Below are 13,859 nucleotides of genomic sequence, written 5' to 3'. Positions count from 1 at the left end.
GTCCTAAAGGGTTGTCGTAGACTACGACGTTGATAGGCAGGGTGTGTAAGTGCTGCGAGGCATTGAGCTAACCTGTACTAATTGCCCGTGAGGCTTAACCATACAACACCCAAGGGGTTTTGTGGACTCAAAGACAGACCTTGAATGAGTTTGAAGAGATAGACTTTTAGATAAGCTTTCCGAATTTTAAAATTTGCTTGGCGACCATAGCATTGTGGACCCACCTGATTCCATGCCGAACTCAGAAGTGAAACACAATAGCGCCGATGGTAGTGTGGGGCTTCCCCATGTGAGAGTAGGACATCGCCAGGCTTTAAATTTGAACACTTGTCAGCGACGACAAGTATTCCACTGCGGAGTGGTAGTTCAGTTGGTTAGAATACCGGCCTGTCACGCCGGGGGTCGCGGGTTCGAGTCCCGTCCACTCCGCCACTTATTCGATAACCTCGCCTAGTGCGAGGTTTTTTCGAATCTGTAGTAATGAAAGTTTTAGGGGTGTAGCTCCAATTGGCAGAGCAGCGGATTCCAAATCCGCGTGTTGGGAGTTCGAATCTCTCCACCCCTGCCATATTTAAGGCTCTAGCAGAAATGCTGGAGCCTTTTTGCTTTCTGAATCTAATATACGCCATTAGCAAAGCAGCGGATTCTCTGACTTACTAAAACAGCGCGTGTTGGGAGTCTAAACCTCCAACCTTTCCATATACTAAGCCTCAGCAGAAATGCTGGGGCTTTTTTGCTTTCTATTTTTAGTCGATAATTCTTAGCTTTAATAAAACCGAGCCTTAAAAGTGTAAGTGCTTACTTATCTCAGACTCTTTTATAAACAACCAACAGCACAAACCACGCTTCTTTATGAGAATTATTCTCAATATTTTGTTACATTTTGGTCGTTATTACTAAAAGGTAACAAATATGGATATCTCCCGTCGTAAGTTTATTCAATCATCTCTCGCTATATCTGCACTAACCGTCCTACCAGCTTGCTCAATGAAGCGGTCTGTTGATGAGCAAGGAAAGTTCGTTTATGACTTAACAGCTGAGCCTTCAACCGCTGAGTTGGTGAAGGGATTTAGTACTAATGTTTTAGCCTTTAATGGACAGACTCCAGCGCCGATTATTCGCTGTCGACAAGGCGAAAAGGTAACGATTCGATTTACCAACAAGCTATTAGAACCGACCACAATTCATTGGCATGGCCTGAGAATTCCGATTGAAATGGACGGGGTTCCTTTCTTAAGTCAGTCTCCGATTATGCCCGGTGAAACGTTTGTCTATGAGTTCACGCCACCAGATGCGGGTACATTCTGGTATCACCCACACATGAACAGTGTTAAGCAACTTGGTATGGGCTTGGTCGGGCTTATTATTGTCGAAGAGAGTGCGGCAGTTCAGTTCGATGAAGAGCATGCTCTTATGCTTAAACATTGGCATATCGACAAACAAGGTCAGTGGAAAGACTTAATGATCCCTCGCCTCAGCGCTCGTATGGGCACGCCGGGAGAGTGGAGTAGCGTTAATGGAGTACATGAACCTATCTATCAATTGAAGCAGCATGCAACGACTAGGCTGCGTATCGCTAATGTTGATAACACGATTACCTATCCTATAGCCATTGAGGGCGCTGAGGCATGGGTCATTGCTATTGATGGTAACCCTGTAAAGACACCTTATAAGCTGACTCAACACAAGATTGGCCCAGGTATGCGTGTCGATCTCGGGCTAATTGCTCCCAAGGTGGGGGAGCGAGTGAGTGTCCTTCAAATGAAAGGGCGTTTTCCTTTTTCCTTGTGTGAGTTTGAGGCTGTTGATTCAACGTTAATCGAAGGCCAAACACTTCCTTTATTGCCCCTCAATCCTGTGCCTAACTTAAATCTCGCTAATGCAGAAGAAATCGATTTTGTGTTCGAGTGGGAGGGTGCAGTTTCACCTCTATCTAAAGATGGTAAATCGATGCCTAAATTTTGGCTTACTAATAAACGAGCGTGGGAGGGGATGAGCAAAGACAATATCCCTGAGCCGTTGGCGATTTTAGAACTAGGTAAAACTTACATATTCGATCTTAAGAACGTCACTCAATATCATCACCCGATTCATATTCATGGGTATACATTCACTGTATTGGAACTTGATGGTAAAAAAATTGACGAACCTTTCCATACCGATACCGTGCTACTTGGAAAAAACGGTCGAGCGAAAGCCGCATTTGTTGCCGACAACCCAGGACGTTGGATGTATCACTGTCATGTTATAGAACACATGAAAACGGGTTTAATGGGATATATCGAAGTTAAGTGACACCTGTAACGTTTAATATTTGCGCATGCATTCTTAGTTTCTACCCTCGCTTTTATCGGCGTTAAAGCTAGAATATAGGGATTATTGTTTGGGAGGATTCATGGGTCAGTTATCTATTTTAGGTTTTATTGCCATTGGTGGCGCATTTGGTGCTTGTTCGCGCTATTTGATTTCAGAGTTATGTGTGGTGATGCTAGGGCGTGGTTTTCCTTATGGTACGCTAACTGTTAACGTGATTGGCTCTTTAATTATGGGCTTACTCATCGCAGCGTTTGAGAATGAGATGGTTGCAACAGAACCATGGAGACAAATTATCGGTCTTGGCTTCCTTGGAGCACTGACTACATTTTCTACATTTTCGATGGATAACGTGCTTCTTATGCAGCAGGGTGCTTTCTTTAAGATGGGACTCAATGTGCTGCTCAACGTGGTTCTCAGCATCTCAGCTGCATGGATCGGCTTCCAACTTTTGATAAAGTCTTAAAACTTTCTTACGATTTGTTAACAACTCGGCTTGGTTTATCCAAGCCGTTTTTATATACTCGATCGAACTTGTCGGAGTGCCATATGGCTGAGACCGTTAACTCGGGATCCGTTGAACCTGATCAGGCTAATACCTGCGAAGGGAACAAGAGTAGATATCTAACTAGAATCCTTCTAGAGATCTATCTCCAGATCACAACTGTATTTCTTACCGTGATCCCTCTTGTAGCATCTAATCCGTCAAGCATTTTTATCCCTATAAATAATGGCTAAAAGCCAAGGAAAAATGCTATGTCGAGTCGTAAACAAGCAAGACTGGAAGCGAAGAATTTCATCGATTCTTTATCCGTACAACCTTATCCAAATTCAAAAAAAGCTTACATCCAAGGATCTCGAGAGGATATTCAAGTCCCTGTACGAGAAATATCACTCGCAGATAGCCTTGTTGGTGGTACCAAAAAAGAGCCTGTATACGAACCTAATGCCCCAATTCATGTATACGACACCTCTGGTGTTTATACTGACCCTACGCACGAAATTGACCTTTACAGCGGCCTTCCTAAGTTACGAGAGCAATGGATTGAAGAGCGTGGTGATACGGAACTGTTAGACGATGTAAGCTCTGTATACACCAAAGAGCGTTTAGAAGATGAAACTCTAGACGACCTTCGTTACGGTAATCTGCCTAGAATTCGTCGCGCGACTGGCGATCAATGTGTTACTCAGTTGCACTATGCTCGTCAGGGAATTATTACTCCTGAGATGGAGTACATTGCGATACGTGAGAACATGGGACGTCAGAAATTTGCTGATGAGCAGTTGAACCACCAACACCCTGGCCATAACTTTGGCGCAAACCTACCGAAAGAAATCACCCCTGAGTTCGTGCGTAAAGAAGTCGCTGAAGGCCGAGCTATCATTCCGTCGAACATTAACCACCCTGAATCCGAGCCGATGATTATTGGCCGAAACTTCTTAGTGAAAGTGAACGCCAATATCGGTAACTCTTCAGTAAGTTCTTCGATTGAAGAAGAAGTTGAGAAGCTAGTATGGTCTACTCGCTGGGGTGGCGATACCGTGATGGACCTTTCTACCGGCCGTAATATCCACGAGACTCGCGAATGGATCCTACGTAATAGCCCAGTACCAATTGGTACGGTTCCTATGTATCAAGCGCTTGAAAAAGTGAATGGTATTGCGGAAGACCTTAACTGGGAAGTGATGCGCGATACCTTGATTGAACAAGCAGAGCAGGGTGTTGATTACTTTACTATTCACGCAGGCTTATTGCTTCGCTACGTTCCTATGACCGCTAAACGTGTGACTGGTATTGTCTCTCGTGGCGGCTCTATCATCGCGAAATGGTGTCTTGCTCATCACCAAGAGAGCTTCCTTTATACCCACTTCCGCGAGATCTGCGAGATCTGTGCGAAGTACGATGTGGCTCTGTCATTAGGTGATGGTCTACGTCCTGGCTCGATTGCAGATGCCAACGATGAGGCTCAATTCTCAGAGTTACGCACTCTAGGTGAGTTGACTAAAGTGGCTTGGGAATATGACGTTCAGGTGATCATTGAAGGCCCTGGACATGTACCTATGCATCTTATTAAAGAGAACATGGACGAGCAGTTAGAGCACTGCCATGAAGCGCCTTTCTATACTTTAGGTCCACTGACTACAGATATTGCGCCGGGTTATGACCATATTACCTCTGGTATTGGTGCAGCCATGATCGGTTGGTACGGCTGTGCGATGCTTTGTTATGTAACTCCTAAAGAGCATTTAGGCTTGCCAAACAAAGAAGATGTGAAGACTGGCTTGATTACTTACAAGTTGGCAGCACATGCTGCAGACTTGGCAAAAGGGCACCCGGGCGCACAAATACGAGATAATGCATTATCTAAAGCGCGTTTTGAATTCCGTTGGGAAGACCAATTTAATCTAGCTTTAGATCCGGAAACAGCACGTTCTTTCCACGATGAAACCTTACCGCAAGAGTCGGGCAAGGTTGCTCATTTCTGTTCAATGTGTGGCCCTAAATTCTGCTCAATGAAGATATCTCAAGAAGTTCGAGAGTACGCGAAAGACACCGAACAAGTAGCCGCTGATCAGGCTATCGAGATTAAGATGCTAGACAACCCGTTGGAGGGAATGCGTCAAAAATCACAAGAGTTCCGTGATACTGGCTCTGAACTTTATCACCCTGCAGTAGGCGCAAAAGAAGCTCAACTAGAGGAGTAATGACAGTGAAGATTCTCATCCCATCTCAAGACATCGAGTTAACGGGAGAGGTTCAAAACTGTCTATTGGTTGCTAAGCGACAAGGTTTAGCAACTGATGCAGTTGAGTTGGGCGTAAGCCCAACTCAATACTTCTCTATCATTGATGCTCAACAGGTATTAGCCATTGGCTTTGCTGATGATGTTGATTCATTGGCGGAATGTCGCTCAAGAGATCTTGATCATATCGTTGATTACAGTCATTCAGTGGCGCTAGCCGATGTCTTGTCACAAACTCCGAGTACCATCTATATCGGTGTCTTAGATGACTCAGCTGTATTGGATATCTGGTCACAGCTAGATTCTAATCGTGCTATCAAGAGTGAAACTTCAGCTCATCAGGAGTTAGATAGTCGTGGTCACTTTGCTTGGCTACTTACTTTGTTGGCGTTGGAATTCCCATTAGAAGACGCACTGGTTTTAGCCCGCGCAGCATCTAATGTTTCACGTGGAACATGGCCAGCAAACTACCAAAATTTCCCTATTCCTGTTCTCGAAGATGAGCGCTTAGATATTAGTGTTGGTTGGGCGTACCAAGGAACATCACTTTCGTTCCCTGAATTAAGCAAGAGTAGCCTAGGACTATACCCAGTAGTTGATGATGTTGAGTGGATCGAAAGGCTGCTCAAGCTTGGAATCAATACAGTTCAACTGCGTATTAAGAACCCGCAGCAAGCAGATTTAGAACAACAAATCGCACGATCTATCGAACTCGGTAGAGAGCACAACGCACAGGTTTTTATCAATGACTATTGGCAATTGGCACTTAAGCATGATGCTTTTGGTGTTCATTTGGGCCAAGAGGACATCGAAGAATCCAACCTATCTCAATTGAGCCAAGCAGCTATTAAGATCGGTCTTTCGACTCATGGTTATTACGAGTTGCTACGTATTGTGCAAATCAACCCAAGCTATATTGCGCTGGGGCATATATTCCCAACCACTACTAAGCAGATGCCATCGAAGCCTCAGGGGCTTGTGCGTTTATCTCTCTATCAGCAGCTGATTGATACTATCCCATACACAGAAGAACTCACTGGTTATCCGACGGTTGCGATTGGTGGAATTGACCAGTCGACTGCTGCACAGGTGTGGAGGTGTGGGATATCGAGCCTTGCTGTTGTACGTGCGATTACGTTAGCCGAAGACCCAAAACAAGTGATTGAGTTCTTCGAAGCATTAATGGCTGACAGTTCTACAAGTGCTGCTAATGAGGTAACTCAGGAGCTAAGTCATGCTGAGTGATTTCGAATTCATTCGTTATCAACGACAACTCGCACTTCCTGAAGTGGGTGAGCAAGGGCAACGCAATCTACTAGACAGCCATGTGTTGGTTATTGGTTGTGGTGGCTTAGGCAATGCAGCGGCTCTCTATATTGCGGCTTCCGGTGTCGGAAAAATCGTGTTGGTTGATGATGACTGTGTGGATTCGTCCAACCTGCAACGACAGGTAGCGTTCAAGGAAAGTCAGTTAGGTTCACCTAAGGTTGGAGCTCTGAAGCAACAACTGACTGAGCTTAATGGTCGAAGTCAAGTAAGAACCATCAATAAGCGAATGACTCAAAGCCAACTTGAGCTTGAGGTGATGCTCGCTGATATGGTGTTGGATTGTACTGACAACTTTGAGTCGCGCCAACAGGTTAACCAAGCATGTTTCGGCAGCAATACGCCTTTGATTTCTGGTTCTGCGATCGGCTGGAAAGGTCAGTTTATTGTCTTTGATTATCAGAAGCAGAAAGGGTGCTATCACTGTTTGTTCCCGTTCAATCATCATCCACAAACGACACGTTGTAGCGATAGCGGGATCATTGGTCCAGTCGTTGGCACGATAGGCAACCTCCAAGCACTGGCTGCTATTCAACGTATTAGTACTGGCGAGTTCCAGGTTGCAACACATCAGCTCAAACTGTTTGATGGCCAGACGATGAACTGGCAAAACTTAAGTGTCACTCAAGATAGTGAATGCCCCGTTTGCTGCACATCTACAGTTAACTATTTAGAAGAAGAAACCAAATGAGCCAGATAACTATTTCTATAAACGAGCAACCAGAGCAGGTCGCGCAATCGTCGTCTCTAGCGGATATCATCCAAGCGCTCTCGTTGCCCGATCTAGGTTGTGTCTTTGCTATCAATAATGCGGTTGTCCCGCGTAGTCAGTGGCAACAAACGGTCGTCAATGAAGGCGATGCTATTTCTCTTTTCCAAGCCATTGCAGGAGGCTAACTATGTTAACTATCGCAGATAAAACGTTTCAATCACGACTCTTCACTGGAACGGGTAAGTTCGCGAATAAGCACTTGATGGCGAGCGCTATCGAAGCTTCCGGTTCTCAACTGGCAACCATGGCGTTGAAGAGGGTTGATATTCGCTCTGAGCAAGATGATATTTTGCAGCCGATTATTGATGCTGGTGTGAACTTGCTACCGAATACCTCCGGGGCGAAGAACGCAAAGGATGCGATCTTTGCTGCACATTTGGCTCGCGAAGCGCTAGGCACAAATTGGCTCAAACTTGAAATTCATCCAGACCCAAAGTACTTGATGCCAGACCCGATCGAGACATTAAAAGCAGCTGAGCAATTGGTTAAAGATGGCTTTGTTGTGTTGCCTTACTGCCATGCCGACCCAGTATTGTGTAAACGCCTAGAAGAGGTGGGTTGTGCTGCGGTTATGCCGCTAGGTGCGCCGATTGGGTCGAACAAAGGTATCGCTTCGGCAGACTTCTTAGAAATCATTATCGACCAAGCGAATGTCCCTGTGATTGTTGACGCCGGTATTGGTGCGCCTTCTCATGCTGCTCGTGCAATGGAAATGGGCGCAGATGCCGTGTTAGTGAATACTGCAATAGCTGCCTCTCAACAGCCTGTTGATATGGCAATTGCTTTTAAACTGGCAGTTGAAGCTGGGCGTATGGCTTATCTTTCTGGTCTTGCTGGTCAGGTGTCTCACGCGGTTGCTTCTAGTCCGCTAACTTCATTTCTAGACGAGTAGTGTCCCTATGACGTTTGTTGATCGATTTAAACAGCTCAACTGGGATGACATTGGTATGTCCATCTTCAGTAAAACGGCTGCGGATGTTGAGCGTGCTCTGAGTAAGCCAAAACGCGATTTGGAAGACTTTAAGGCTCTTATCTCTCCGGCAGCAGAACCTTACTTAGAGCAGATGGCACAACAATCGTTGGCACTTACACGCAAGCGATTCGGCAATACGATATCGTTGTATATTCCATTGTACCTTTCAAACCTATGTGCGAATGCGTGCACCTATTGTGGTTTCTCTATGGAGAACCGTATTAAGCGTCGCACACTTACTTTGGATGAAATCGATGCTGAAAGTGCAGCTATCAAAAAGATGAAGTTTGATAGTGTACTGTTGGTGACTGGTGAACATGAAACCAAGGTCGGGATGAAGTACTTCCGTGAAGTGCTACCGAATATTAAGGCACAATTTAACTATCTTGCGATGGAAGTGCAGCCGCTTGATCAAGATGACTACGCAGAGCTTAAAACTCTCGGCTTAGATGCGGTGATGGTTTACCAAGAAACCTATAGCCCAAGTACCTACGCGGAACACCACTTGCGTGGCAATAAAATGGATTTCGAATACCGGCTCGAAACACCCGATCGTTTGGCAAGCGCGGGTATTGATAAGATAGGTATTGGCGCTTTGATTGGTTTGGAAGATTGGCGTACCGACAGCTTCTTCGTGGCCGCTCACTTAGACTATCTTGAGCGTACTTATTGGCAAACACGTTACTCGATTTCATTCCCACGTCTTCGTCCGTGTGAGGGTGGTTTACAGCCTAAATCGATTATGAGCGATAAACAGTTGGTTCAACTTATCTGTGCGTATCGCTTATTAAATCCTGAGGTTGAATTGTCTCTCTCGACTCGAGAGTCTGCAGTTTTCCGCGACAATGTATTGCCATTGGGAATCACCAGTATGTCGGCTGCGTCTAAAACCCAACCCGGTGGTTATGCTTCAGGTGAACAAGAGCTCGAACAATTTGAGATAAGCGACGAGCGAAGTGCTGCTGATGTTGAGTCAATGATTCGTCAGCGTGGTTTTGATCCTGTGTGGCGAGACTGGCATAGCGCTTACTCTGGTTAGTGAGCATATAGATTGATGTTCCACGTGAAACATCGACGAAGTTAAATCGACAAATAAAAACGGCTACCCTAAGGTCGCCGTTTTCATTTCATTAAGTTTGAATTAGCTAAGCATTAAACATGAGCAAGTGGGGTGGTTGATTGACGTAACCATTCCAACGTATCACCTTCAACTAATGGGCTAACATCGTTCCATACTTTCTGGTGGTAATCGTTAAGCCATGCAAGTTCAGGTCGTGTCAGTAGATCGACGTTGATGTTGCGCTTATCGATAGGGCAGCGTGTTAGCGACTCAAACGTTAGTACTGAGAAGTCACCTTGAGTTGGCAGCTCAGCCACCAGTTCTAGGTTTTCGATACGGATACCAAATTCATCTGCACGGTAGTAACCCGGCTCGTTTGATAACACCATGCCTTCAACAAGAGGTACGTCGATTAGCTTCTTAGAGATGCTTTGCGGACCTTCATGAACACTTAGGAAATGACCAACACCGTGACCAGTACCGTGGTCGTAGTCGAAGCCTTCTGCCCATAAGTGTTGGCGAGCTAGGATGTCCAGTTGGAAACCACGAGTACCCTGTGGGAAACGTGCACGCGCGATACCGATGTGACCTTTAAGCGCTAGCGTGAACTGCTGGATCATTTCGCCGCTTGGCTGGCCAATTGCGATAGTACGGGTAATGTCGGTCGTGCCATCTAAATACTGACCGCCTGAATCGACTAGGTACAGAGTATTCATCTCTAACTGACCTGGTTCAGGTTGGTTCTCGTGGTTGTAGTGACACATTGCTGCGTTGCCGCCTGCTGCTGAAATCGTGTCAAAACTTAGGTCCATCAGCGTTGGGTCTTGCTCGCGGAATGACTGTACTTTGTCTGCGAGTACAGCTTCGTTGTGCAGATTACCTTGCGCGACTTCTGCATCAATCCAAGATAGGAATTTCGCCATCGCAACACCATCACGAACGTGACATGCTTTCATGCCGGCAATTTCAGTTTCATTCTTTGCTGCCTTTGGCATTAGGCATGGGTCTGCAGCTTCAATGATATGAGCACCAGCATTTTGCAGAACCAGCGTGTACCAAGCGTTACTGGTACCTGAATCGACAGATACATTCTTTCCTTCTAAAGATTGAAGTCGGGCTTCAAGCTCTGATGGGTGAGATACACGAATACCATTGCCAACGTGTGCTTCAAAGCCAGTAGGAATACGAGCAGGGTCTAGGAAAAAATCTACGCTTTCATCTTCGTGAATGATCGCGTTGGATAACACAACAGGTAGGCGTGATACGTCCAAACCACGAATGTTAAGCAACCAACAGATCGAATCGAGTTCCGTAAGGATAGCGGCATCAGCACCTTTGGCTTTTAGTAAGCCAGCAATCTCCGCACGTTTGCTTTCACTTGATTGGCCTACGGCGTCTGTTGCCATTAGGCGAACATCAGATACCACAGGCTCAGGACGATCAGACCAAAGCTCATCAATTGGATTTGAAGATAGCGTTGTTAGTTCAACTTTCTCTGCAAGTTTAGCTTGGGCGCCTTTCAACCAAGCAGCAGTGTGCATGCGTGGATCGAATGCAACCTTGCTGCCTTGTGCTAGAGAATTGATGATCCAATCTAAAGCCGGTTCTTCAATAAGATGGCGATACTCAAATAACTCTGCTGGTACCTGCTTACGAACCTGAACCGTGTAGCGACCATCAACAAAAATAGCAGCGTTCTCACGAGTGATAACTGCCGCACCAGCAGAGCCAGTGAAACCTGTTAGCCAGTGAAGTCGCTCGTTATGAGCTGGAACGTATTCACCTAAATATTCGTCTTCGTGTGGAATGATAACGGCATCTAGGTTGTTTGTTTCAAGCCAAGCTCGAACCGCAGCAACGCGTTCAGCAGTGATATTGTGCATCTGTGTTTATCCTTATTGTTAGGGTCCTTGTTAACACTCACAGTAGATATACCTATGAGGGGACTTATTAGGTCAATAAGCTAGCGCTTTTGTTCGTTTGCTGCAAACGCTGTACGCCATTTTTATCTAAGATGCAGAGTTTTTTCTTTGATGATATCTCGTAGCCAAGTTAGCGCTGGGTCATTTTCTCTATCACGGTGCCAAAACAGAGTGTATGCCATCGGCGGGAACTCCATTGGTAAAGGCACAACCACTAAGTCGAGTTGTTTGGCGACAAGGTAAGTAAAGTGGCTTGGTGCGGTAAAGACAAAGTCGGTGTAGGTACACAGGCTAGCGGCGCTATTGAAGTCCGGTACTGAGATTGCGATATCACGTTGGTGGCCAAGGTCGGCAAGTTTGTAGTCGAGCAGCCAACGGTCGTTACCATCGCATCTTACTTGTACATGACGCTGGGCGAGATAGGTTTCTAGATCCCATTTGCCACTCAGAGCAGGGTGGTTGCGTCTTAACACACACATTTGTGCATCGCGGTAGATCTCTTGTTCGCAGATGTCATCTGGCGGCAGCATGGTTAAACGTGCATCGTTAATATCGATGTCTTTTCCGGTCAGTCCAATATCTAATTCACCAAGCTGTAGCTTTTTAAAGGTTTGTTCGGTCCACGCGTGGGTGTTGATATTGACCTTAGGCGCTTGTCGAAATATAGCCGGTAAGAAATGGGGAAGAATAAGCGGGTATACACTCTCAACAGCCGCAATGTGAAAACTGTGGTCACTGTTGTTGGGAATGAATGTCTCAGGTTGAGTGATCAGATCAAGCTGGTTGATCAACGTTTCTAAGCGAGGCTTCAGGAAAACGGCTTTTGGTGTTGGCCTCAAGCCATGAGCGCTTCGTGTGAAAAGGGGATCATTAAATTGTTCACGAAGTTTGGCTAGTGATTTACTCACTGCCGATTGGCTTAAGCACAATCGATGTGCGGTGCGCGTGACGCTTAGCTCTTCCATCAGCACCTGTAAGCAAACCAGTAGGTTTAAGTCGAGGCGCGATAGTTTCTCAATATTCATGTAAGTTTCCTATTTGGAATAATGCTAATGAGTATATGCCATTTTTGTTCATATCTTTAGTTGGTTATTATGCACCTAAATTAACTCATCCGGAGAATCTTGTGCCTTCTAACGCGCTTCCAACCCCTAGTAAACTGCAGGTTGCTTTATTGGCAATGTTGGTTCTATTTAGCCCTTTGGCTATTGATATCTACCTACCAGCTCTGCCACAAATTTCGACAGCGTTTCACGTGGAACATGCACTAGCACAAGATACGATTACTTGGTTTTTATTTGCCATGGGTGTCGGCCAACTGTTTGCTGGCCCTTTGGCTGATAAGTTAGGACGTCGAACCGTTGCATTGGGAGGTGTTAGTATCTATGCATTGAGTGCTTGCTTGGCGTGGGCAGCTCAATCGATTGATATGATGCTAATAGCTCGGCTGCTACAAGGCTTAGGAGCTTGTGCGACTTCTGTAGCAGCCTTTGCAACGGTTCGCGATCTATTTGGCCCAGAGAAGAGTGGCCGTATGATCAGCTACCTTAATGGTGCAATCTGTTTTATTCCTGCTTTGGCACCGATTCTTGGCGCTTGGTTAACTCATCAATTTGGTTGGCGTTCGAACTTTAGCTTTATGGCGGGCTTCGCTGTCGTTGTTGGCACTATCTTATTCTTCCAAATGAAAGAGTCTAACCCTGCGACAGAAAAGGTTGCGGTGTTCAAGCTTGAGCGATATTGGTCAGTATTGAAAACACCATCATTCCTTTTTCACGCAACCTTGTGTTTGATGGCGATGGCGGTCATCCTCGCTTATGTAACCTCGGCACCGGTTGTGTTGATGGAAAGCCTAGGCTTGACCATGAAAGAGTTTACTTTCTGGTTTGGTGTTAATGCAGCCATCAACATCGTAGCTGCGTTTACTGCACCTAAATTTATGGACCGTTTTGGTACCTATAAAGCACTGGTCGTTGGTATCTCAACGCTAGGTTTAGCGGGCGTGATTATGTTAGTGCTTGCAGAACACGCTAGTCCAATCGCATTCATGCTGCCAATCTTCTTATCGTCAGTGGGTTTTGCTTGGATTCTCGGTGCAGCAGCCGGCAAGGCGCTTGAACCTTTTGGTGACCGTGCGGGGACCGCAGCTGCGTTGCTTGGCTTGTTCCAAATGAGCGGTTCAGGGTTACTTGTTGGTACCATGCAGCGTCTTGATTTAACGTCTCAAGTGATGATTGCGCTGCAAATGTTCCTTATTGTTCCGGCATTATTAGTGCTTGCGAGCAAAGCAGGTAAGTCGTGGCACACGACGTTTGCCAAGGCGTAAGTCTCAAGGGTGACAAAATATACAAATGGCGGTTTGCGAAACGTTAAAACATGGTATATTTGTCACTCATTGAAACGTTAGTCCCCAACGGAAAATACTGTAATGTCATTAACAACCTACGAAATGGCGCGCGTCTTAGAACAAATGGAAGATGCACCTGAAAAGGTCATGTTTGGTAAACTGCTTAAAGAGCTAGGCAACCAAAGTGAAGAGCGTATTCGCAGTGCGGCAAAACAAGTTCCAATCGATACTTTGCGAGACATCATTTACCAATTTCAGCGTGTGGTAGAGTCTCGTAAGGGTGAGCAGGTTCAGCTACTAGCAAAAGAGCTAGCCGAGCAAGGCATCTCTGCTGAAGAGCTACAAGCTTTTTTGAATAAGTAGTTTATCCCAGTTAAAAAAGAAACCACTCAATTGAGTGGT

At 45.7% G+C, this 13,859-nt stretch carries 12 protein-coding genes, 2 tRNA genes, 2 rRNA genes and 1 riboswitch; of the genes, 14 read left to right on the top strand and 2 right to left on the bottom strand.

Going from position 1 to position 13,859, the window contains the following annotated elements; all coding sequences use genetic code 11:
• From ATB74_RS22895 to thiH, 12 genes are all read left to right on the top strand, one after another.
• A 23S ribosomal RNA gene (locus tag ATB74_RS22895) occupies window positions 1-102 on the top strand; the annotation flags it as partial.
• Window positions 103-196: 94 nt separating this feature from the next.
• Window positions 197-312, top strand: a 5S ribosomal RNA gene (gene rrf, locus ATB74_RS22890).
• Window positions 313-355: 43 nt separating this feature from the next.
• A tRNA-Asp gene (locus ATB74_RS22885) sits at window positions 356-432 on the top strand.
• Between the two features lie 59 nt (window positions 433-491).
• A tRNA-Trp gene (locus tag ATB74_RS22880) sits at window positions 492-568 on the top strand.
• 344 nt (window positions 569-912) lie between these two features.
• The gene (locus tag ATB74_RS22875) at window positions 913-2,295 is read left to right on the top strand and encodes a multicopper oxidase family protein (protein ID WP_061019823.1); all 1,383 of its coding nucleotides are present in this window, start codon (window positions 913-915) and stop codon (window positions 2,293-2,295) included.
• 100 nt (window positions 2,296-2,395) lie between these two features.
• A complete protein-coding gene (crcB, locus tag ATB74_RS22870) occupies window positions 2,396-2,779 on the top strand; it encodes a fluoride efflux transporter CrcB (RefSeq protein WP_004736665.1) in 384 nt (127 codons plus the stop codon).
• Between the two features lie 62 nt (window positions 2,780-2,841).
• Window positions 2,842-2,940: riboswitch (TPP riboswitch) on the top strand.
• Between the two features lie 129 nt (window positions 2,941-3,069).
• Window positions 3,070-5,019, top strand: coding sequence for a phosphomethylpyrimidine synthase ThiC (thiC, locus tag ATB74_RS22865; protein WP_061019822.1), 1,950 nt, complete (start codon window positions 3,070-3,072; stop codon window positions 5,017-5,019).
• Window positions 5,019-6,302 carry a thiamine phosphate synthase gene (locus ATB74_RS22860; protein ID WP_060983703.1) on the top strand — a complete coding sequence of 428 codons (1,284 nt, stop codon included), beginning with the start codon at window positions 5,019-5,021 and terminating at the stop codon, window positions 6,300-6,302. Before thiC ends, ATB74_RS22860 begins: the two co-directional genes overlap by 1 nt.
• Window positions 6,292-7,074 (top strand): HesA/MoeB/ThiF family protein, encoded by a 783-nt coding sequence (locus ATB74_RS22855; RefSeq protein WP_061019821.1) that lies wholly within the window; start codon window positions 6,292-6,294, stop codon window positions 7,072-7,074. The genes ATB74_RS22860 and ATB74_RS22855 overlap by 11 nt, the downstream gene beginning before the upstream one ends.
• Window positions 7,071-7,280, top strand: a complete 210-nt coding sequence (gene thiS / locus ATB74_RS22850; RefSeq protein WP_061019820.1) for a sulfur carrier protein ThiS — start codon at window positions 7,071-7,073, stop codon at window positions 7,278-7,280. Before ATB74_RS22855 ends, thiS begins: the two co-directional genes overlap by 4 nt.
• Before the next feature lie 2 nt (window positions 7,281-7,282).
• A complete protein-coding gene (locus ATB74_RS22845; RefSeq protein ID WP_017067772.1) occupies window positions 7,283-8,047 on the top strand; it encodes a thiazole synthase in 765 nt (254 codons plus the stop codon).
• Between the two features lie 7 nt (window positions 8,048-8,054).
• A complete protein-coding gene (gene thiH / locus ATB74_RS22840; RefSeq protein WP_061019819.1) occupies window positions 8,055-9,167 on the top strand; it encodes a 2-iminoacetate synthase ThiH in 1,113 nt (370 codons plus the stop codon).
• 113 nt (window positions 9,168-9,280) lie between these two features.
• Here the strand turns inward: thiH and ATB74_RS22835 are convergent, their stop codons facing one another.
• Window positions 9,281-11,071, bottom strand: a complete 1,791-nt coding sequence (locus ATB74_RS22835) for an aminopeptidase P family protein (protein ID WP_061019818.1) — start codon at window positions 11,069-11,071, stop codon at window positions 9,281-9,283.
• A gap of 122 nt (window positions 11,072-11,193) precedes the next feature.
• Window positions 11,194-12,135 (bottom strand): LysR family transcriptional regulator, encoded by a 942-nt coding sequence (locus tag ATB74_RS22830; protein ID WP_060983708.1) that lies wholly within the window; start codon window positions 12,133-12,135, stop codon window positions 11,194-11,196.
• Between the two features lie 101 nt (window positions 12,136-12,236).
• On the opposite strand from ATB74_RS22830, the gene ATB74_RS22825 reads away from it, so the two are divergent.
• Together ATB74_RS22825 and ATB74_RS22820 are read left to right on the top strand one after the other, a co-directional pair.
• Complete coding sequence (locus ATB74_RS22825) at window positions 12,237-13,436, top strand: multidrug effflux MFS transporter (RefSeq protein ID WP_208982503.1); 1,200 nt, start codon at window positions 12,237-12,239, stop codon at window positions 13,434-13,436.
• Window positions 13,437-13,538: 102 nt separating this feature from the next.
• On the top strand, window positions 13,539-13,820 hold the full coding sequence (locus ATB74_RS22820; protein ID WP_009848181.1) for a hypothetical protein: 282 nt from the start codon (window positions 13,539-13,541) through the stop codon (window positions 13,818-13,820).
• The last annotated feature ends 39 nt before the right edge of the window (window positions 13,821-13,859 follow it).

Source organism: Vibrio splendidus (assembly GCF_001557875.1).
In the GTDB taxonomy this organism is placed as follows: domain Bacteria; phylum Pseudomonadota; class Gammaproteobacteria; order Enterobacterales; family Vibrionaceae; genus Vibrio; species Vibrio splendidus_F.
This window is presented reverse-complemented; position numbering and strand designations above follow the sequence as displayed.